The following is a 20,444-nucleotide window of genomic DNA, read 5'->3' on the forward strand; positions in this document are numbered from 1 at the left end:
TTCAGTCCTCTACCACCCAGGTGTCTTTGGTGCCGCCGCCCTGGGACGAGTTGACCACCAACGAGCCCTCGCGCAGCGCCACACGGGTCAAACCGCCAGGCACCACGCGGGTTTCCTTGCCGGACAACACGAACGGGCGCAGGTCGATATGGCGCGGTGCGATGCCGTTTTCGACAAAGGTCGGGCAGGTGGACAAACACAGGGTCGGCTGGGCGATATACGCGTGGGGCTTGGCCTTGATACGGGCACGGAAGGCTTCGATTTCTGCCACCGTGGACGCCGGGCCCACGAGCATGCCGTAGCCGCCGGAGCCTTGGGTCTCCTTCACCACCAGGTCCGGCAGGTTGGCCAGTACGTGGGACAGTTCGTCAGGCTTGCGGCACTGGAAGGTGGGAACGTTCTTCAGAATCGGCTCCTCATCCAGGTAAAAACGGATCATCTCGGTGACGAATGGGTACACCGACTTGTCATCCGCTACCCCCGTGCCGATGGCGTTGGCCAACACCACGTTGCCGCAGCGATAGGCGGCGAGCAGGCCGGGCACGCCGAGCATGGAGTCTGGGTTGAAGGCCAGCGGGTCGAGGAACGCATCGTCGAGGCGGCGGTAGATCACGTCCACAGCCTTGGGGCCGTCGGTGGTACGCATGAACACGCGGTCGTCGCGCACGAACAGGTCGGCGCCTTCCACCAACTCCACGCCCATTTCCCGGGCGAGGAAGGCATGTTCAAAGAACGCGCTGTTGAAGCGGCCAGGGGTCAGCACCACCACGCTGGGGTTATCCAAAGGGCTGGAGCTTTTGAGGGTATCGAGCAGCAGGTTGGGGTAGTGGTCGATCGGTGCGATGCGCTGGGCGGCGAACAGTTCGGGGAACAAGCGCATCATCATCTTGCGGTCTTCGAGCATGTAGCTCACGCCGCTCGGCGTACGAAGATTGTCTTCCAGCACGTAGTAGGTGCCATCGCCATCGCGTACGAGGTCGACGCCGGAGACGTGGGAATACAGGTCGCGATGCAAATTCAGGCCCTGCATCGCCAACTGGTATTGCTCGTTGGCCAGCACCTGCTCGGCGGGAATGATCCCGGCCTTGATGATGCGCTGTTCGTGATACAGGTCGGCGAGAAACATGTTCAGTGCCTTGACCCGTTGAATGCAGCCTCGTTCGACAACCCGCCACTCGCTGGCCGGAATGCTGCGCGGGATGGTGTCGAAGGGAATCAACCGCTCGGTGCCCTGCTCGTCGCCGTACAGGGTGAACGTGATTCCGGCGCGGTGAAACAGCAAATCGGCTTCACGCCGACGCTGAGCCAGCAGTTCAGGCGGGGTTTCGGCCAACCAGCGGGCGAACTCGCGGTAATGGGGGCGGACCTGCCCTGCCCCATCGTACATTTCGTCGTAATAAGTGCGGATCATGCCGAACTCCTTGTCACCCGGGCGCTAGAACCATCGCAAGGCCCGTGCCAGCGGCATAAACACTTAAAAATCAGTGAGTTAAATAACCACGGAAAACCAATCGCACCGTCCTGGTGCGCAGAATGCCCGCTGTCCTGTCGCACGCTTCATCGTAAAGCGGGCTTTGACTATCAACAGCATAGCCAGAGTTGATTTCACTGCCCGGCCGAGCCTGCGGATAATCGCGCTCATCGGCTGAACTGCTCCTTCAGCGCAATGCTCTTCCCTTTAGGCCACCCTCGTCGGGTGGCTTTTTTTTGGTGCTAAAAAATAGCGCGCAAGTTCAGAATATTTTTCCCACAGCACAAACAAAATCGGCCGACCCAAAGGTCAGCCGATACGCTGTGGTTCTCATACGGCTACATGGGTAAACCACGCACCTCCTGCTTGACGCCCCAACCTTCGATGATCCCGCCCAGCGGCTCGACCACCGCCCCAAAGTCTTGCTCGAAGTCTCCTATGCCGTCGTAGGTGGCGAACATGATTTTGCTCAGTTCCAGGTACCAGGCGCCATCGTCGCGCGCGCTGACCTGGGCGTTCAGGGATTCCCCACGAAACTCACCCGCAGCCCTACGCGCCCGCTCCTCATCCGGGAAAATGGCGTAGAACTCAATGGGGTGGAAACGTGAGAAGTCGAAACCGCCTTCTTTCATGCGGCGCAGTACATTGGTGCTGATGTCTTCTTGATAGGCTGTGCTCATGAAAAGTGCTCCTCTAACCGATGGATAGACTTTCCGTGCGTCCCGGACCCCGCGCTGTAACAGCGCGGGAACTGCGGCGAGCAATTCACCGCCGGGAGACAAGCATGTAGCTGACAAGACCAGACCTTAGCGATTCATTCGCTGATCTCGATTGCAGAGTAGCGCGAAGCTTTCACCTCCACCAGAGGCGCTTTTACAGGCTGACAGAGAATGTTCAAACGGCAGGCGAGATGTCGAGGATTTGAATACTGTTTTGGTCTTTGAGGATCTTGACCGTAGGCTCGGGCTTGCGGCCCTCAAGGTCATTGAGGTCGAGTTCGGCGGCAACAGGCACCAGTTTGTTGCGGATCATATGCGCAGCGTCTTCGAGGCTGGGCTTTTGATCGCAGGTCACCTGTTCCACGGCTTTTTCGCCATGATCATCAACGAAGGTAATTTGCCACGTTTGCATCGGTGCCTCCTCGATAAAACCCGTGTGTGGGCTTACCTCTATCTGGACCTTGAGGGTTCGCGAAACGTTCCACTCAAGGCCTGAGGCACCTGATCAGTTGCACTTACTTTTCAGCGTGATCCTTGAGGGCTTTCAAGGTGTTGAACGGCGCGTCCACCACAAACTTGTTGGCCAACCACGACGGCACGCTGCCGCCAGGCTCGGTGTGCACCTGGTAAGTGACTTCGGTGAGGTTGTCGCCCTTGGGCACCAGCTTCCAGAAACCTTCAACCTGAGCGACCCGCACGTAGCCTTTTTCTTCAGGCTTATAGGTCGGCACACCCTGCAATGTGCGGGTGACGCTGCCATCGGCATTCTTGGTAGTGGTGACATGGATATAGGAGTCACGATCGGTCACCGGGAACGGCGCCTTGAACTGGGTGTAGGTCCACGCCTCGTCGCCCTTTTTGTCGACGAGTTTCTGGGACTTGCACTCGTGAATCCAAGAGCATGCACCGGCCACGTCTTCCTGAAGGGCCTGGATCCTGGCAACCGGCGCCTTGATGATGGTCACGCCGCGATACGCCTTGTACTTGGAGCCGGCCACTTCGCTCAGGGAGACCTTGATGCCGTCTTCATCCTTGGCGACCTGCCAATCCTCGGCCTGGGCAGTGGCAGCAAACAACACCGTAAAACCGCACAACACAGCCATTCGTTTCAGCGAACCCATTGTTGTATTCCTTATTGTTGAAGTTCCAATAGTAAAGCCCATCAAGCCGCCGTCATCTGTTCCCACCAGCCGATCAAGCGGATCGCATCGGCCTGATCAGTGCCGCAGACGTCGATATCCGCCTTGAAATCACTGCACACCGCCGGGCGCTCCGGTTGACCAAACAGCTGGCACAACTGTTCGGCTGACAGGTGCAGGCAGCGCTCACCCGCGGGTTTGCCGTGGGGCATTCCCGGTAAGGGCGAACTGATGGAGGGGGCGATGCAGCAGGCGCCACAGCCTTCACGGCAATTCATGACCAGCAGGTCCTCGACGACTCAATAGGGATGGCCGGGCTAGAGTACGCCCTTAAACAGCCGTTTTAAAATGGTCTAACAGGGGTTTTTCGCAGAAAACAAATATGACCGACCAGTCTCCGACACATGGTCAAAGAGCGACGTCACGTTTGTGGGAAAAGTTTACTGCTTGAACTCGAATTCCAGCGCCGCGCCTTCCACATCCCGCCGTTCTTCATTGCGCAGTTGCAGCTTCATCTCATTGCTGAGCAAACGGCCGTTGATCTGAAACGCACTGTTGTCGGTGGGCTTCTCGCCAAACATCTGCGGCAACAAGGGCACGCTCTTGGGTTTGGGCACCGTGCCCAGGGGTTGCAAGTGCCTGACCATGTCCGAGGGCAAAGACAGGTCCAACTGTGCGGGTGGCAGTTGGGTCTGGGCGACTTCACGGGAGGCTTTGCTGGTTGCGCGCTTCTTCACGGCCGCTGATTTTTTCTTGGCGACGGGGGCTTTCTTGGCTGGGGTGGTTTTGTTCGCGGGGCTGGTCTGCTCGCTGCTGGCGGCGGGCTTGGCGCCCGTCACAGGCGTTGCCGCCAGCGCGGCGCCGACGTTACACAGGCTCAACAGGCCAATCACTAAAACAGCGCGAACAATAGAAATCATATCGCCTACAGCATTAACGGCAGAGGGCCATATGCTCGCTTGTTGTGCGCGGCATGACAAGCGCGGTGATTAGCCAGCTATCGGAGTTATCCCAAATGCCACGCTTAAAAGCCCGCGGCCGTTTCCTGGCACAACTGGCTGGCCAGCATCCCCAATGTCATCAGCGCCCGCTCTGCCTCACGGTTCCAGGGCGTGCCGCAGTTAAGGCGAATACAGTGGTTGAACTGCTCGGTGTTGCTGAAGATCAGCCCTGGCGCAATGCTGATGCCCTGTTGAAGGGCACGCACGTGCAGTTCCTGGGTATTGACCCGCCCCGGCAAACTGACCCACAGGATGAAGCCGCCACTCGGACGGGTCATCTGGGTGCCCTCGGGGAAATACTGCTGTACCGCCAGTTGAAAAGCGTTGAGGTTCTTGCGGTATTCCTGGCGGATATAGCGCAGATGCCGGTCGTAGCCGCCGTTTTCCAGGTAGGCCGCGACGCCCATCTGGGTAACGCTGCATGCCGAATGGGTGCTGAACATCTGCAAGCGCTGGATTTCCTGCTGGTACTTGCCGGCAATCATCCAACCAATGCGCACACCCGGGGATAGGGTCTTGGAGAAGCTTGAGCAATAGATGACCCGGTCCAGGCGGTCATAAGCCTTGAGGGCCTTGGTGCGGCCGACTTCAAACATCAGCTCGCCGTAGATATCGTCCTCGACAATCTGGATGTCGAAGTCCGACGCGAGGCGCAGCAGCTGTTTCTGGCGCTCCTCGGGCATGGTGCCGCCCAAAGGGTTGCTCAGGCGCGTGGTCAGTACCAGCGCCTTGATCGACCATTGGTTAGCCGCCAGTTGCAAGGCTTCCAGGCTCATGCCGGAGGCGGGGTCGCTGGGGATTTCGATGACTTTCAGGCCGAGCAAATCCGCCAGTTGCAGCAAGCCATAATAGGTCGGCGATTCAGCGGCAATCAGGTCGCCAGGACGGGTCAGCACCCGCAGCGACATCTGCAACGCGTCGACGCAACCGTGGGTGATGACCACTTCGGAAGGGTCGACCACCACCCCCGCGTCACGCATGCGGATCGCCACCTGGCGGCGCAACGGCTCGAAACCGGGGCTGAACATGTAGCTGAATGCCCGCGGGCTTTGGAAGCGCGTGACCTTGGCCAACTGCTGATGCAGTGCCCGCACCGGCAAGTAATCCACACTCGGCACGGCGGCGCCCAACGGGAAAACGCCTTCGCGGCGCGATTCGACCAATACCTGCTGGATGATGCTGCTGCGGGTGACCAACCCTGGGCGCTCTACTCGCGCGATATCCGGCGTCGGCGCCGTGAGTGCAGGCGTCTGGTGCACGTAGTAGCCAGACTGCGGCCGCGCCCGGATCAGCCCCTGGTCTTCGAGGTTGGCATAGGCCTGCAATACCGTGGCATGGCTCACATTGAGCTGCGAGCTCATCTTGCGCACCGAAGGCACGCGCTCGCCCGGTTGATAGACACCGCGCCGGATATCTTCAGCCAGTTGCTGGGCGATACGTTGGTAAAGCAACAGATTGGTCATGACGCAGCACTCGATTTCACGGGTATTTTATTTTTGTGTGAAACATACCGGCACAGTTTAGAAGTGTACGGGGACAGTTGCCACAATAGTCGAGCGCGGGCGGGAGTGACAGTAAAAACTGTAGGGGTGATGAACAGAATTTGAGAGACACACACTACAAATGTGGGAGGGGGCTTGCCCCCGATAGCGGTGTATCAGTCAGCACATCTGTAGCTGACCCACCGATATCGGGGGCAAGCCCCCTCCCACATTTTGACCGGCGCCAGGCTTTTAGCGAGCGGCGCCCAGTTGGCCCTTCTCGTCAGAGAAGACGATCTCTACCCGACGATTCTGCGCCCTGCCCCGCTCGGAAGCATTGGCTTCCACCGGGTACTGGTCGCCATACCCTTCAACCTGAATACGCTTTTCATCGATCCCCAGGTCCACCAGTACATCCGCCACCGATTGCGCACGATCACGGGACAGTTTGACGTTTTCGCGCTCACCGCCAGTATTGTCGGCATAACCCTCAATGCGCACCACGCGCTTGGGGTTCAGTTGCAGGAACTGTACGATTTTCAGCACGGTGCGGTTGGCCGAGTTTTTCAGCTCGGCTTCACCGGTGTCGAACAACACATCGCCCAAGGTCATCACCAAGCCGCGATCGGTCTGGGTGGTGGTCAGGCTGGCGATCTGCTCTTCCAACCACTTGCCCTGTTGTTGAACGCTGCTCAACTTACTCTCACGCAGCGCCAGTTGCAGGCGTTGGCGTTCCAGTTCGAGCTTGGTGCCGCGTTCGGCATTCAGCGCTTGCTCAGTGTGTTCACGGGCAATCGCACTGTAGCGCTGGCTCAGGTAAGCGTAATGGGCCACGTCATTGCCACTGCCCCAGTAGGTGGACAGCCGGTCGGCGCGGGCCAGGGATTCACCGGCGCGAATCACGTCCTTGGGCGCAAAGCGCAGCACATTGGCGTCTTCCTTGACCTTCTGGAAGTCGTTGCCGGCCTGCTGCAATGCCTGCTCACTGGTTTGCTGGCTGGCGCAACCGCCCAACGCCGCGCTACCCAGCACGATTGCACAGCCCAGACCACGGACAAACGGGCTCATTGGGCTTCCCCCAACTGAAGTTGCTTGCGCAGGCGGGTGATGCGGGTGTTGAGCACGTTGAGTTGTTCCTGGCTTTTGCGGGTCAGCACTTGGGCTTCAGCCAGGCGCGCGTCGAGCTCGGCTTGTTCGGCGCGCATGCGGGCGTTCTTATAGGACTCATCAGCCATGCTGCCCTTGGCGCGGGCGAATTTGGCCTCGGCCATTTTCAACTCAGGCGATTCATCCGCATTTGCCCCCACGGCGCTGGCTTGCTCCAAGGCTTGCTGGGTGAGGCGCATTTGTTCATTCGGCGCAGGATCGGTGGCACATCCCGCCAAAGCGACAACGGCGAGGGCCGCGAAAAGAGGTCGAATAGTCACTGAAAATCCTTACTTTGCTGGGGTGCCGACGGGTTGTTGCAACTGCGCTTTCCAGCGTTCCAGATTGCGCTGCAATGCGGCTTGCGTCACACCGGAGGTGGGCAATTCTGTCATCTTTTTAGCCAGCTGTCCGCGCAGCCACGGGTCATTGCAGGCGGAGTTGTGGGAAATCGCCAGGTACAGGCCCGGTTGATCAATGGGCACTTCCCGTGCAAGCAGGTCATTGCTCATGCCCAGGGTTTGCGCCATGGCCATGCCGGAGTATCGCCCGGCGAGCACGTAGTCCACTTCCCCCAGCAGCAGTTTCTGGAACGCCGGCGTCAGTGACGGCAGGCGTTGCAAGCTCAGTTGCTGACCGGCGAAGGTCTCGAAACCAGCACTCAAGCGCGCACGTTCCGAGACTGCGCCCTTATGGCCATGCAGGTCGGCGGCCGTGGTGTAGGCCAGCGCCGAGTCCTTGCGTGTCCACACCAGGTAATCGGTCTGTACCAATGCCGGGTGGATGTAGTCGAGGGTTTCCAGCTCACCCAGGTTCAGCGGTGCATCAGCGAGGATGTCCATGCGCCCGCTGCGCACTTCGTCCAGGGCCAGGGAGCGCTTGCCGCCGTAGAGCAAGTCGACTTTCAGGCCCAGCTCCTTGCCCACTTGTTGCAACACATCGGCGGTGGCGCCGATCAGGTGCGTGGGGTCTTGCGGGTCGCGCCAGAGCAAAGGCGGTGCGTCCGGGCTGCCGGTGATCACCAGGCGCTCGCATTTGCCCGCGGCCAGCGTCAGGCTTGGCAGCAACGTGAGGCCCAGCAGTACAGTCCAGCGGCGCAATTCCATGGGGAAGCTCTCCGGTTTTTAAAAAGAGGGCTCAAAAAAAACCCGGTCACAAGGACCGGGCTCTTTATAAGTGAAGCGGCTGGATTAGACCAGCTTCTCCAACTCAGGTACGGCTTCGAACAAGTCCGCCACCAGGCCGTAATCGGCCACCTGGAAGATCGGTGCTTCTTCGTCCTTGTTGATCGCAACGATCACTTTGGAGTCTTTCATACCGGCCAAGTGCTGGATCGCGCCGGAGATACCGACCGCGATGTACAGCTGTGGCGCAACGATTTTACCGGTCTGGCCGACCTGCATGTCGTTGGGTACGAAACCTGCGTCGACAGCCGCCCGGGAAGCGCCGACCGCAGCGCCCAGCTTGTCAGCCAGGGCGTACAGGTGCTTGAAGTTGTCACCGTTCTGCATGCCACGGCCGCCGGAAACGACGATCTTGGCAGCGGTCAGCTCAGGGCGGTCCGACTTGGCCAGCTCTTCGCCAACAAAGCTGGACGTGCCAGCGTCGTGAGCGGCTGCAACAGCTTCAACGGCAGCCGAACCACCTTCAGCGGCAACCGGGTCGAAACCGGTGGCACGCACGGTGATGACTTTTACCGAGGCAGTCGATTGCACGGTGGCAATGGCGTTACCGGCGTAGATCGGGCGCTTGAAGGTGTCAGCGCTTTCAACCGAAACGATCTCGGAGATCTGGTCAACGTCCAGCTGCGCGGCAACGCGTGGCAGGATGTTTTTGCCGTTGGACGTGGCGGCAGCCAGGATGTGGCTGTAGCCGGCACCCAGCTCAGCGATCAGCGGCGCAACGTTTTCCGGCAGTTGGTGAGCGTACGCGGCGTTATCGGCCAGCAGTACTTTGCTCACGCCAGCGATTTTCGCAGCGGCTTCGGCTACAGCGCCAGCGCCTTGACCTGCTACCAGCACGTGAATATCGCCACCGATTTTGGCAGCAGCCGCCACGGTGTTCAGGGTGGCCGGGGCCACAACCTTGTTGTCGTGTTCGGCGATTACGAGGATAGCCATGATCAGATCACCTTCGCTTCGTTTTTCAGTTTCTCGACCAGTTCAGCCACCGACTTGACCTTGATGCCCGCGCTGCGTGCAGCCGGTGCTTCAACTTTTACAGTCTTGTTGGTGGAGGCGGTGGAAACGCCCAAAGCGTCAGGGGTCAGCACTTCGAGAGGCTTCTTCTTGGCTTTCATGATGTTTGGCAGGGACGCGTAGCGCGGCTCGTTCAAACGCAGGTCGGTGGTGACGATGGCCGGCAGTTTCAACGAAACGGTCTGTGCGCCGCCGTCGATTTCACGGGTGACAGCTACGCTGTCGCCGCTCACTTCAACTTTGGAGGCGAAGGTGCCCTGGCCGTAACCGGTCAGTGCAGCCAGCATCTGGCCCGTCTGGTTGTTGTCGCTGTCGATGGCTTGTTTGCCCAGGATCACCAGCTGAGGCTGTTCCTTGTCGACAACAGCCTTGAGCAGCTTGGCCACAGCCAGGGAGGTCAGGTCTTCGGCGGACTCGACCAGGATGGCGCGGTCGGCGCCCAGGGCCAGGGCGGTACGCAGCTGCTCTTGGGCAGTGGTAGGGCCGATGGAAACCACGACGATTTCAGTTGCCACGCCTTTCTCTTTCAGGCGTACGGCTTCTTCCACAGCGATTTCACAGAAAGGGTTCATCGACATCTTGACGTTAGCAAGATCGACGCCGGAATTGTCCGCCTTGACGCGAACTTTCACGTTGTAATCGACAACGCGTTTGACAGCTACAAGAACCTTCATGGATTCCTCGTTACTCTCCGGTGAAAAGAAAGTCGCCTAGGCGAACCTGGCGGTTGATGCTCATCGGCACACAAGGGCACCTCCAAAAACGCAGGCGGCGACCTTGCTCACGGGAAATGACGACCATTCGTCAGTGGTGACTGAGAGGTCATTCTTTATCGCAGCGTGTAAACTGCGCGCCCGAGTTGTGGCGCGCGTCACCTGTCTTGCTTTTGGACGTGCTCTTGAAACCTGCTGTCTGCCTACGGTAAGCGCAAAACCGACCGTATATTGACCGGAACGCCTATTCTGGTCAATACGGCAAAATAGCCAGTCATAAGCCGCGTTGCTTTGATTTACCTAGCCTGCGGGCAATTCAAACAAACGTTTGTATTGGACGCTGACAGTGGTCTATATATAATGCGCCACCTAGAGAGAAAGGTGGGTCGGGCCTTGGCGCCAGACGACACCAAACCTCCACCCCATTAGAAAAAAAGCCTGTTGAGCCTTGAGTAGGAGATAACCTGTGGAACGCGAATACATGGAATTCGACGTGGTCATCGTCGGCGCTGGCCCGGCGGGCCTGTCTGCCGCCTGCCGACTGAAGCAGAAGGCCGCCGAAGCCGGTAAGGAAATCAGCGTCTGCGTGGTCGAGAAAGGCTCCGAAGTCGGTGCGCACATCCTCTCCGGTGCGGTTTTTGAACCCCGCGCCCTGAACGAGTTGTTCCCAAACTGGAAAGAACTCGGCGCCCCGCTCAACACCCCCGTGGTGCGCGATGACATCTATGTACTGCGCAGCCCCGAAGCCTCCACCAAGGTTCCAGACTTCTTTGTGCCCAAGACCATGCACAACGAAGGCAACTACATTATCTCCCTGGGCAACCTGTGCCGCTGGCTCGCCCAACAGGCCGAGAACCTCGGCGTGGAAGTCTACCCAGGCTTCGCCGCCCAGGAAGCACTGTTCGACGAGAACGGCGTGGTGCGCGGGATTATCACCGGTGATCTCGGCGTCGACCGCGAAGGCAACCCTAAAGAAGGCGTGTACACCCCAGGCATGGAACTGCGCGGCAAGTACACGCTGTTCGCCGAAGGTTGCCGTGGCCACATCGGCAAGCAACTGATCCAGCGCTTCAACCTGGACAGCGACGCCGACGCCCAGCACTACGGCATCGGCCTCAAGGAAATCTGGGAAATCGACCCGGCCAAGCATCAACCAGGCCTGGTGGTGCACACCGCCGGTTGGCCGCTGGACATCATGAGCGCCGAGAACACTGGCGGCTCGTTCCTCTACCACCTGGAAAACAACCAGGTTGTCGTGGGCCTGATCGTCGACCTGTCCTACAGCAACACCTTCCTGTCGCCGTTCGATGAATTCCAGCGCCTCAAGCATCACCCGGTTCTGGCCCAGTACCTCGAAGGCGGCAAGCGCATCAGCTACGGCGCCCGCGCCATCTGCAAAGGCGGCCTGAACTCGCTGCCGAAGATGGTCTTCAACGGTGGCGCGCTGATCGGTTGCGACCTCGGCACCCTGAACTTCGCCAAGATCAAGGGCAGCCACACCGCGATGAAGTCCGGCATGCTCGCCGCCGACGCCGTGGCCGACCGTCTGTTTGCCGAGTCCGAAGGCGGTGATGAACTGACTGCTTACGTCGACAGCTTCAAATCGAGCTGGCTCTACGAAGAACTGTTCGCCACCCGCAACTTCGGCCCGGCGATGCACAAGTTCGGCCCGATCATCGGCGCCGGCTTCAACTGGTTCGACCAGAATATCCTGGGCGGCAAGATGCCGTTCACCTTGCACGACACCAAGCCGGACTACGCCTGCTTGAAGCTCGCCACGGACAGCAAGAAGATCGATTACCCAAAACCCGACGGCAAGCTGAGCTTCGACAAGCTGAGCTCGGTGTTCCTCTCCAGCACCAACCATGAAGAAGAACAGCCGTGCCACTTGAAGCTCAAAGACCCAAGCATCCCGATCGGCACCAACCTGCCGCTCTACGATGAACCGGCGCAGCGTTATTGCCCGGCTGGCGTGTATGAAGTGATCACTAAGGAAGACGGCGAGAAGCGCTTCCAGATCAACGCCCAGAACTGCGTGCACTGCAAGACCTGTGACATCAAGGACCCTTCGCAGAACATCACGTGGGTCACGCCGGAAGGCGCGGGTGGGCCGACTTACCCGAATATGTAAGCCAGCTGCTTGAACAAAAAAAGGCTCCCAAATGGGAGCCTTTTTTATGGCCACCACCAATCAACTGTGGGAGGGGGCTTGCTCCCGATGGCGGTGTGTCAGCTGCAAATATATTGGCTGACCCACCGCTATCGGGAGCAAGCCCCCTCCCACATTTTGATCTGTGTTTTGCCTGGAATGATTATGCAACCCGCTCTTCACCGGGGCTGCGCTCAAAGTAGCGTTTGTACTCGCGACTGAACTGCGACGTACTCTGATACCCCACACTGTGCGCCGCCTGCGCTACACCTACGCCCTCCACCAACAGCAACTGCTGGGCCTTCAACAACCGCAACCGCTTCAGATACTGCACCGGCGACAACAACGTGCAGCGTTTGAAATGTTCATGGAACGTCGACGCGCTCATATGTGCATATCCGGCCAGCGTCTCGATATTCAACGGCTCGGCGTAATGGGCATGCAGGTGACTCAACGACGTGGCGATCCGCGAGAACTGCCCTTGCTGTTCCACCAAGGCGCGCAACACATCCGCCTGCGGCCCGCGCAGCGCGCAGAACAATAATTCACGCACCCGCGCCGGGCCCATGATCCGGCTTTCCAGCGGATCGTGCAGGCACTGCAACAACCGCTCGACGCAACCGCGCATCGCGTCATCGAGCACCACCGAACTCATCGACTCCAACGTCTGCGCCGTCGGTGGCGGCCCGGCCTGTATGCCCATGGCCATCACCAATTCCCCCAGCACCACACGGTCGATACCCACCGTTACACCGTAGAGCGGCGCATCCGGCGCCATGGCAAAGGTCTCGCACTCAAACGGCACCGGCATCGCCTGGATCAGGTAATGCCCGGCGCCGTACTCCAGCGTACGCGGGCCCAGGTAGGCGAGTTTGCTGCCCTGGGCCACGAACATCAGGCTTGGCTCGTAGATCTGCGGCCCGCGCGCCACATCGCAACTGGCGCGCAACACCTTCACCCCGGGCAGATGAGTGGGCGAGAAACCGTCGCAGGGCGTGAGCCCCTCGATCAAGGACACCAGCGTGGCGTTGGCGTCGAGATGGCGGGTCAACAACATGGCAAAAAACTTCGCGAAAAAGGGATGACAACATCATCGCAGGTCTGGCGGCACAAAAACCCAAACTCAGGGCACTGCCGGACGAATAGGCATGAGACTCGGAGCAATCGCCATGGCCGCATCAGGGCTCGGCGCGGAGAATGCGCCGCCTCTCTTGTTATTGTTTTTGCGAGGTTCCGCCATGTACACCGCCATCGGTTATGCCGCCCAGTCGGCCACCACTCCCCTCGCCCCCATGTCGTTCCAGCGCCGCAGCCCACGTGTCGACGATGTGGCCATCGAGATTCTCTACTGCGGCGTATGCCACTCCGATATCCACCAGGCGCGCAACGAATGGGGCATTGCCGTGTACCCGCTGATGCCGGGCCATGAGATTGTCGGCAAGGTCACCGCCGTCGGCGCCAACGTCACCGCGCATAAAGTCGGCGACCTGGTGGGTGTGGGCTGCATGGTGGATTCGTGCCGCCACTGCGACGCATGCCAAGCGGACCTGGAGCAATATTGCCTCGAAGGCCCGACCATGACCTACGCCACCCCGGACCGCGTAGACGGCAGCAACACCATGGGCGGCTACTCCGACAGCATCGTCGTCAGCGAGCACTTCGTGGTGAAGATCCCAGCCAAGCTCGACCTGGCCAGCGCCGCGCCGATCCTGTGTGCAGGTGTGACCATGTACTCGCCGATCAAGCACTACGGCATCAAGGCCGGCGACAAAGTTGGCGTATTGGGCATGGGCGGCCTGGGCCACATGGGCATCAAGCTGGCCAAGGCCATTGGCGCTGAAGTGACGCTGTTCACCCGCTCCGCGAGCAAGGCTGAAGAAGGCCGTCGCCAGGGCGCTGATCATGTGATCGTGTCGACCGATGCCGAGCAGATGAAAGCTGCTGCCGGGCACTTCGATTTCCTGCTGGACACCATCCCGGTGCAGCACGACCTGAACCCCTACCTCGACGTGCTGCGCTTTGACGGCGTGCACATCCTGGTCGGCCTGATCGAGCCGGTCGACCCGCCGGTGAACGCCGCCAAGCTGATCATGGGCCGTAAGGTGCTGGCCGGCTCGTTGATCGGTGGCATTGCCGAAACCCAGGAAGTCCTGGATTTCTGCGCCGAGCACGGCATCAGCTGCGACATCGAAATGCTCGATATCCGCAACATCAACGAAGCCTACAGCCGCATGATCGCCGGCGACGTGAAGTACCGCTTTGTCATCGACATGGCGACCCTGAAGGCCTGATCAGGCCTTCGCGCCCAACTCCGCTGACAGCCGCGCTGCGACCTGTTTGATCACAGGGATCAGCTCGGCCATTTTCTCCAGCGGCATGTAGGGCACGGTACTGGCGATGCTGATGCCGGCGACGATTCGCCGGCTGGCATCGCGCACCGGTGCCGCCACACAGCGGATCGACGGTTCGTTGTCTTCCAGATCGAACGCAAAGCCCCCCACCACGTATTCGTGCATGCGCTGCTCGAACTGCGCCCAGGACTGTTCCAGGTGCTGCGGCCACTGCTGGCTTTTGCCGGCGGCCGGTTGGCTGACGTCGTACAGACGCTGCCACTCTTCTACCGTCTCATCCAACAACAACGCCTTGCCGATGCCCGTGCGCGCCAGCGGCATACGATGGCCGACCCGCGAGCGCATTTCCGGGCCGTTGCGGCCGGGGTTCTTGTGCAGGTACAGCACGTCGTCGTATTCGCGGATGGCCAGGTGGATGGTGTCGCCGGTCAGTGCCGACAGTTCGTCCAGATAAGGAATGGCCAGCGTGACCAACGGCAATTCTTCCCGCGCCTGGAAGCCCAGCTCGATCAGCTTGGGCCCCAGCAGGTAACCGACTTGTGGCACCACGCGCAGGTAACGCTCGTCCACCAGGCAACTGACCAGGCGGTGGGTAGTGCTGCGCGTGGTGCCGATGCGCTTGGCGATCTCTTTGAGATCGCGCGCACCGGCCGCCACCGCTTGCACCACGCCCAGGCCACGCAGCAGGGTTTGGGTGCCGGTGGGGGCGGATTCTTTGGCGAGGGGTTGGGCGTTTTCCTGCATATCGGGCCTATTGGGAAGTACGAAAACGGCGCCATTATGGCAAATGACGAACCTCAATACAGTGGAGATCCAAATGTGGGAGGGGCGGTGCGACGATTCGACTTGCTCCCGATAGCGGTGGTTCAGCTATAGATGTGCTGGCTGACACACTGCTATCGGGAGCAAGCCCCCTCCCACATTTAGTCCTCATACACCAAAGATTTCAGCGTTGTTTCATGCGGTCGATGATGACGGCCAGCAGCAGGATGGAGCCCCGGATCACGTACTGGTAGAACGTGTCGATATTCTTCAGGTTCATCGCATTCTCAATGATCGCCAAAATCAACACCCCGGCAATCACATGCCGAATCATGCCGATCCCACCGCTCAACGACACCCCGCCCAACACACACGCGGAGATCACCGTCAGCTCGAACCCCTGCCCGATCATCGGTTGGCCCGAGGTCATGCGCGAGGCGAGGATCACCCCGGCCAATGCGCCAATCAACCCGTGCACGGCAAAGATGATGATCTTGGTGCGATCAACGTTCACCCCCGCCAACAACGCCGCTTCTTGGTTACCGCCGATGGCCATGGTGTTGCGACCGTAGGTGGTGTAGTTGAGCAACCAGCCAAAAAACACAAAGCACAGCACCGTGATGATGATCGGCACCGGTACACCCAGCAGTTGGCCGTTGCCGAACACGAAGAAGCCTTCATCCATCACCCCCACCGCCTTGCCGTTGGAGAAGATGTAGGCCAGGCCACGCACGATCTGCATGGTCGCCAACGTCGCGATCAACGCATTGATGCGCAGCTTTGCGATGACGATGCCGTTGATCAGCCCCACCACCAGCCCCATGGCCAACGCCGCCGACACGCCGAGTACCACGCTGTCGGTGTCGCGAATCACGATGCCCGCCACCACGCCGGCGCAGGCGATCACCGAGCCCACCGACAGGTCGAAATGCCCCGACGCCAGGCAGAACAACATGGTGCAGGCGGCGATGCCCACGGTGGAAATCGCCAGGCCCAGGCCGCGCATGTTCAGCGGCGAAAGGAAGTTGTCGATAAACAACGCACTGAGCACAAAGATGCCCAACGCTGCGAGCAGCATCACCCAGTCGTCGAGGAACTTGCGCTGGTTGAAGCCCGGCCAGAAGCCCTTTGCAGTTTTCACCTGTGACATACCTTCACCCTCGAATTCTTCAAGCCCGCGAACGCGGGAGAGCCAGTTGCAACAGCCGCGCTTCATCCGCTTGGTCACGGGTAAGTTCGCCGGTCAGGGCGCCTTCACTCATTACCAGGATGCGGTCGCTGATGCCCATCACTTCCATCAGGTCGCTGGACACCACGATCACCGCAATACCGCTGGCGGCCAGGTTATGGATGATCTGGTAGATCTCCGACTTGGCGCCGATATCGATGCCCCGCGTGGGTTCATCCAACAGCAGCACTTTCATCGGCATCGACAACCAGCGGCCAAGAATGGCCTTCTGTTGGTTACCGCCGGAGAGGTACATGATTTTCTGTTCGGCGTTGGGCGTCTTGACCTTCATCGCCTTGATCTGTTGGTCGGCGTTGGCCTTTTCCCAGCCGTCACGCAACAACCAGCCAAAGGCCGAATGCGCACCACGGGCACTGATGTTGATGTTTTCGGCCACGCTGGACAGCGGGATGATGCCCTCCTTCTTGCGGTCTTCCGGACACAGCAGCACACCGGCGGCAATGGCGTCGCGGGGTGAGCGCAATTGCAGGGTTTCGCCACGCAGTTCCAGGCGGCCGACAGTGCTGCGGGTCAAGCCGCTCAGCAGGCGAAACAGCTCAGTGCGCCCTGCCCCCACTAGCCCGAACAGGCCGAGAATCTCGCCTTTGCGGACCTGAAAACTGACTGGCTCGCGTAAACCAGGGCCGAGCAACCCATCCACTTTCAACGCCACCTCACCCTGCTCACGCGGACGGTAGTTGTAGATGTCCTGAATATCCCGGCCGACCATGCAGGTCACCAACTGGTCATGGGTGAGCGCGCTCATATCCTCGAACGTACGCACGTAGCGGCCGTCCTTGAACACCGTGACCGCATTGCAGATGCGGAACACTTCCTCCATGCGGTGCGACACGTAGAGCACCACTTTGCCCTCGTCCCGCAGGCGCGTGATGATCGCCATCAAGCGGTCGATCTCCCGCGCCGACAGGCTGCTGGTGGGCTCGTCGAAGGCGATTACATGGGCGCCACGGGACAGCGCCTTGGCGATTTCCACCAGTTGGCGCTGGCCCAAGGACAGGCGACCGAGTTTCTCGTCTGGGTCGATTTCATCCGCCAACCCCTTGAGACACGCCAGCGCCTGCTTGCGCAACTGGCGGCGATTGACCACACCGAAACGGGTGGGTAGATGCCCGAGAAACAGGTTCTCGGCCACGGTCATTTCGGGCACCAGGTGCAGCTCCTGGTGAATCACTGCCACGCCGCTGGCAATGCTGTCGGCGGCGTTTTTGAAGGCCATGACCTGCTCGCCAATCTGCAATGAGCCGCTGCTGGGAATGTAGGCGCCGCCGAGGATTTTCAGCAGCGTCGACTTGCCCGCGCCGTTCTCGCCCATCAACGCGTGTACCTGGTGCGGCCGCGCTTCAAAGCTGATCTGCGCCAGGGCTTTCACACCGGGAAACTCCTTGCCGATGCCGTTGAAGCGCAGGGCCGCGCCGGTCATTTCCACAGCCCGATTTTGGTCAACTCTTCCTGGAAGTTGGCGCGGGTGATCAGGGTGACTTCGTCCATCGCTGTGTATTTCGCCGGCTCTTTACCGGTGGTCACCCACTCGTACATCGCCAGCGCGGTGTTGTAGCCCTCGATGTGCGGGCTGGGCAGCATGGAGCCGAAGAAGCCGCTGTCGGCTTTCTTCAATTCACCGATGGCGTCAGTGCCATTGATGCCGATGCCGATCACGTTGGCCGCCTTGAAGCCGGCGCTTTCGGTGGCGCGTACGCCGCCCAGTACGGTGTTGTCGTTCATGCCGCCAATGATCAGGTTTTTGGCGCCGCTGGGCAGTTTGACCAGCGCTGAGTTGGTGGCGTCCATGCTGCCGGGTACGTCGAGAGTCTTGAGGGCGGCGGTGAGGATGTGGTCTTTGGGGATGCCGGCCTCTTCCAGGGATTTTATCGAACCGTCGGTGCGTTTTTTACCGGTGTCGAGCTCGTTGTAGGTGTTGATGACGGCGTAGGTGTCTTTCCAGTCCCAGCCGCGTTTTTTCGCTTCGGCGGCCATGGCGGCGCCTTGTTTCTGGCCCACTTCAAACGCGGCCATGCCCAGGTACGGCACGTCTTCCATAAAGTTGCCCTTGGCATCGACGAAGCGATCATCCACGGCCATCACTTTTAAACCGTTGGCCTTGGCCTTGGCGACGATGGCCGGGCCGAGGGACACGTCCGGCGGGCAGATCACAAAGCCCTTGGCGCCATTGGCGGCCAGGCTGTCGATAGCCGAGAGGGTCTTCTCGCCGTCGGGCACGGCGATCTTGATCACGGTGAAACCGTGTTCCTTGCCGGCTTTTTCGGCGAAGGCCCATTCGGTCTGGAACCAGGGTTCTTCGGCCTGCTTGACCAAAAAGCCGATCTTCACTTCTTCGGCCAGCGCAACACCGCTGAATGCCATTGCGAGCGCCACTGCGCCTAGCGTCTTCTTGAACATGAGCTACCTCTTGTTGTTATTGAGAGCTGCAGGTTTTAGTCGTGGTACATCACAGACCGCCCGCCATCGATCATCAGGCAGGTGGCATTGATAAAGGGCGCCTCGTCGGTGGCCAGGAACAGCGCCGTCATCGCCACCTCCACCGGCTGGCCGATGCGCTTGGGCGGGTGCAGGTCGAAGGCGCGCTGGCGTTCGGCGTGGGGGTCGGGGAAGCCGTTCCAGTAATCGACGTTGAGCTGGGTTTCGATATAGCCCGGCGCGATGGCATTTACGCGGATGCCCTTGGGCGCGTATTCGATGCCGAGGGCACGGGTTAGGCCGAGCAAGCCGTGCTTGGCCACGGGATAGGGAAAGCAGCCAGGGATAATGTGGCTGGAATGGGTGGAGGCAATATTGATGATGTTGCCGATGCCCTGCCCGATCATGTGCGGCAACACCGCACGGCAGCCGTACCAGGCGCCATCGAGGTCGATGGCGAAGCACCGGCGCCAGTCTTCATCGGTCATTTCGAGTGGGTCACGGAACACGTTGACCCCGGCGCAGTTGATCAGCACATCCACACGGCCGAAGCGCTCGATGGCCAGGTCGACCAGTGACTGCCATTGATCTTTTGACGTGATATCGACCGGTTGCGCGTAGATCTGGGCACCGCGTTCGCGCCAGTGGGCGGCGACTTTTTCGACTTTGTCGCCCTGGATATCCGCAATCACCAGCCGTGCCTGCTGGGCCTGGAAGCACGCAACGATGGCCTCGCCAATGCCTTGGGCGGCGCCGGTGATGACTACCACTTTGCCTTTGAGCCGTTCGCCATAGGTGGGCTCGGGCACGGCGGGGAGTGACAACGGTTGTGCCTGCATCGCTTCACCTGTTTTATTTTTGGTAGTGAGGGCTGATGCGGCCGACTATAAACCCATCTTTTGGAATATCTCAATATATAAATTTGCGTCCCATATATTGATCAAGACTGTAAAAAATGTGGGAGGGGGCTTGCTCCCGATAGCGGTTGTTCAGTCAGTACAGATGTCGACTGATACACCGCTATCGGGAGCAAGCCCCCTCCCACATTTGAACGTCAGTGTTTTCTAAAGGTATTTTCAACCCAAGGCAAAATCCCGCAACGCATCGCCTTCCATGCGGTAGCGCACCCACTCTTCCTGGGGCTGGGCGCCGATGGATTTGTAGAAGGCAATCGCCGGCTCGTTCCAGTCCAGCACGCTCCATTCGAAACGCCCACAGCCGTTGTCGAAGGCGATCTTGGCCAGGTGGCGCAGCAGTTTTTTGCCAGCGCCGCCGCCGCGTTGTTCAGGGTTGATGTACAGGTCTTCGAGGTACAGGCAGTTACTGCCCAACCAGGTGGAGTAGCTGAAAAAGAACACCGCGAAACCAATCGGTAAACCATCGCGCAAACAGATCAGGCCATGGGCGGTGGCGCCTTCGCTGAACAGGCTGCGCTCGATGTCCACCACACTGGCGATCACTTCGTGCCGGGCCTTCTCGTACTCGGCAAGCTCAGTGATGAAAGTCAGGATCTGCGCAGCATCGCTGGGCACGGCGGGGCGAATCTCGATGGTCATGGGCGAGCCTTGGCAATTTTCAAAGCACACATACTAAGGCGCTTTGATGACTGATTGCAGTGCAATTTCAACGCGGGCGTTACTCCGTCGGCGG

The 20,444-nt window shown here is 59.8% G+C and carries 21 protein-coding genes; 2 read left to right on the plus strand and 19 right to left on the minus strand.

All coding sequences use genetic code 11. The features are described 5' to 3' along the window. Window position 1: 1 nt before the first annotated feature. From ICY20_RS14445 to ICY20_RS14500, 12 genes are all read right to left on the minus strand, one after another. Window positions 2–1,411, minus strand: coding sequence for a circularly permuted type 2 ATP-grasp protein (locus ICY20_RS14445; RefSeq protein ID WP_159958557.1), 1,410 nt, complete (start codon window positions 1,409–1,411; stop codon window positions 2–4). A 398-nt stretch (window positions 1,412–1,809) separates the two neighbouring features. Further along, on the minus strand, window positions 1,810–2,151 hold the full coding sequence (locus tag ICY20_RS14450) for a ribonuclease E inhibitor RraB (protein WP_025854181.1): 342 nt from the start codon (window positions 2,149–2,151) through the stop codon (window positions 1,810–1,812). 214 nt (window positions 2,152–2,365) lie between these two features. After that, entirely contained in the window at window positions 2,366–2,602 is a 237-nt protein-coding gene (locus tag ICY20_RS14455) for a hypothetical protein (protein WP_159958559.1), read from the minus strand. Window positions 2,603–2,705: 103 nt separating this feature from the next. Further along, window positions 2,706–3,311, minus strand: a complete 606-nt coding sequence (locus ICY20_RS14460; protein WP_194937779.1) for an START domain-containing protein — start codon at window positions 3,309–3,311, stop codon at window positions 2,706–2,708. 41 nt (window positions 3,312–3,352) lie between these two features. Continuing rightward, on the minus strand, window positions 3,353–3,607 hold the full coding sequence (locus tag ICY20_RS14465) for a YkgJ family cysteine cluster protein (protein WP_159958563.1): 255 nt from the start codon (window positions 3,605–3,607) through the stop codon (window positions 3,353–3,355). A gap of 162 nt (window positions 3,608–3,769) precedes the next feature. Then, the gene (locus ICY20_RS14470; RefSeq protein ID WP_159958565.1) at window positions 3,770–4,249 is read right to left on the minus strand and encodes a translation initiation factor 2; all 480 of its coding nucleotides are present in this window, start codon (window positions 4,247–4,249) and stop codon (window positions 3,770–3,772) included. 104 nt (window positions 4,250–4,353) lie between these two features. Next, window positions 4,354–5,793 carry an aminotransferase-like domain-containing protein gene (locus ICY20_RS14475; RefSeq protein WP_017739249.1) on the minus strand — a complete coding sequence of 480 codons (1,440 nt, stop codon included), beginning with the start codon at window positions 5,791–5,793 and terminating at the stop codon, window positions 4,354–4,356. A gap of 270 nt (window positions 5,794–6,063) precedes the next feature. Beyond that, window positions 6,064–6,879 (minus strand): OmpA family protein, encoded by an 816-nt coding sequence (locus ICY20_RS14480; RefSeq protein ID WP_194937780.1) that lies wholly within the window; start codon window positions 6,877–6,879, stop codon window positions 6,064–6,066. After that, complete coding sequence (locus ICY20_RS14485) at window positions 6,876–7,238, minus strand: DUF4398 domain-containing protein (protein WP_194937781.1); 363 nt, start codon at window positions 7,236–7,238, stop codon at window positions 6,876–6,878. The genes ICY20_RS14480 and ICY20_RS14485 overlap by 4 nt, the downstream gene beginning before the upstream one ends. A 9-nt stretch (window positions 7,239–7,247) precedes the next feature. Beyond that, entirely contained in the window at window positions 7,248–8,063 is an 816-nt protein-coding gene (locus ICY20_RS14490) for a substrate-binding periplasmic protein (RefSeq protein WP_159961462.1), read from the minus strand. A gap of 84 nt (window positions 8,064–8,147) precedes the next feature. Beyond that, window positions 8,148–9,077, minus strand: a complete 930-nt coding sequence (locus tag ICY20_RS14495; protein WP_159961460.1) for an electron transfer flavoprotein subunit alpha/FixB family protein — start codon at window positions 9,075–9,077, stop codon at window positions 8,148–8,150. Between the two features lie 2 nt (window positions 9,078–9,079). Beyond that, window positions 9,080–9,829 (minus strand): electron transfer flavoprotein subunit beta/FixA family protein, encoded by a 750-nt coding sequence (locus tag ICY20_RS14500; RefSeq protein ID WP_032887429.1) that lies wholly within the window; start codon window positions 9,827–9,829, stop codon window positions 9,080–9,082. A 505-nt stretch (window positions 9,830–10,334) separates the two neighbouring features. Here ICY20_RS14500 and ICY20_RS14505 point away from each other — a divergent pair. Then, window positions 10,335–11,999 carry an electron transfer flavoprotein-ubiquinone oxidoreductase gene (locus ICY20_RS14505; RefSeq protein ID WP_194937782.1) on the plus strand — a complete coding sequence of 555 codons (1,665 nt, stop codon included), beginning with the start codon at window positions 10,335–10,337 and terminating at the stop codon, window positions 11,997–11,999. A gap of 181 nt (window positions 12,000–12,180) precedes the next feature. On the opposite strand, the gene ICY20_RS14510 is transcribed toward ICY20_RS14505, so the two are convergent. Then, entirely contained in the window at window positions 12,181–13,074 is an 894-nt protein-coding gene (locus tag ICY20_RS14510) for an AraC family transcriptional regulator (protein WP_194937783.1), read from the minus strand. A gap of 181 nt (window positions 13,075–13,255) precedes the next feature. Here ICY20_RS14510 and ICY20_RS14515 point away from each other — a divergent pair, with 181 nt between their 5' ends. Then, on the plus strand, window positions 13,256–14,308 hold the full coding sequence (locus tag ICY20_RS14515) for an NAD(P)-dependent alcohol dehydrogenase (protein ID WP_194937784.1): 1,053 nt from the start codon (window positions 13,256–13,258) through the stop codon (window positions 14,306–14,308). Here the strand turns inward: ICY20_RS14515 and ICY20_RS14520 are convergent, their stop codons facing one another. From ICY20_RS14520 to ICY20_RS14545, 6 genes are all read right to left on the minus strand, one after another. Then, complete coding sequence (locus tag ICY20_RS14520; protein ID WP_194937785.1) at window positions 14,309–15,112, minus strand: IclR family transcriptional regulator; 804 nt, start codon at window positions 15,110–15,112, stop codon at window positions 14,309–14,311. A gap of 202 nt (window positions 15,113–15,314) precedes the next feature. Next, window positions 15,315–16,280: an L-arabinose ABC transporter permease AraH gene (gene araH / locus ICY20_RS14525; protein WP_122485031.1), complete on the minus strand. Its 966-nt coding sequence runs from the start codon at window positions 16,278–16,280 to the stop codon at window positions 15,315–15,317. A gap of 19 nt (window positions 16,281–16,299) precedes the next feature. After that, window positions 16,300–17,799: an L-arabinose ABC transporter ATP-binding protein AraG gene (araG, locus tag ICY20_RS14530; RefSeq protein WP_194937786.1), complete on the minus strand. Its 1,500-nt coding sequence runs from the start codon at window positions 17,797–17,799 to the stop codon at window positions 16,300–16,302. Further along, entirely contained in the window at window positions 17,796–18,776 is a 981-nt protein-coding gene (locus tag ICY20_RS14535) for a substrate-binding domain-containing protein (protein WP_194937787.1), read from the minus strand. The genes araG and ICY20_RS14535 overlap by 4 nt, the downstream gene beginning before the upstream one ends. A 35-nt stretch (window positions 18,777–18,811) precedes the next feature. Beyond that, the gene (locus tag ICY20_RS14540; protein ID WP_159961444.1) at window positions 18,812–19,633 is read right to left on the minus strand and encodes an SDR family oxidoreductase; all 822 of its coding nucleotides are present in this window, start codon (window positions 19,631–19,633) and stop codon (window positions 18,812–18,814) included. A 237-nt stretch (window positions 19,634–19,870) separates the two neighbouring features. After that, a complete protein-coding gene (locus ICY20_RS14545) occupies window positions 19,871–20,350 on the minus strand; it encodes a GNAT family N-acetyltransferase (RefSeq protein ID WP_010208407.1) in 480 nt (159 codons plus the stop codon). Window positions 20,351–20,444: the final 94 nt, after the last annotated feature.

It is taken from the genome of Pseudomonas pisciculturae (assembly GCF_015461805.1).
Classification (GTDB): Bacteria; Pseudomonadota; Gammaproteobacteria; order Pseudomonadales; family Pseudomonadaceae; genus Aquipseudomonas; species Aquipseudomonas pisciculturae.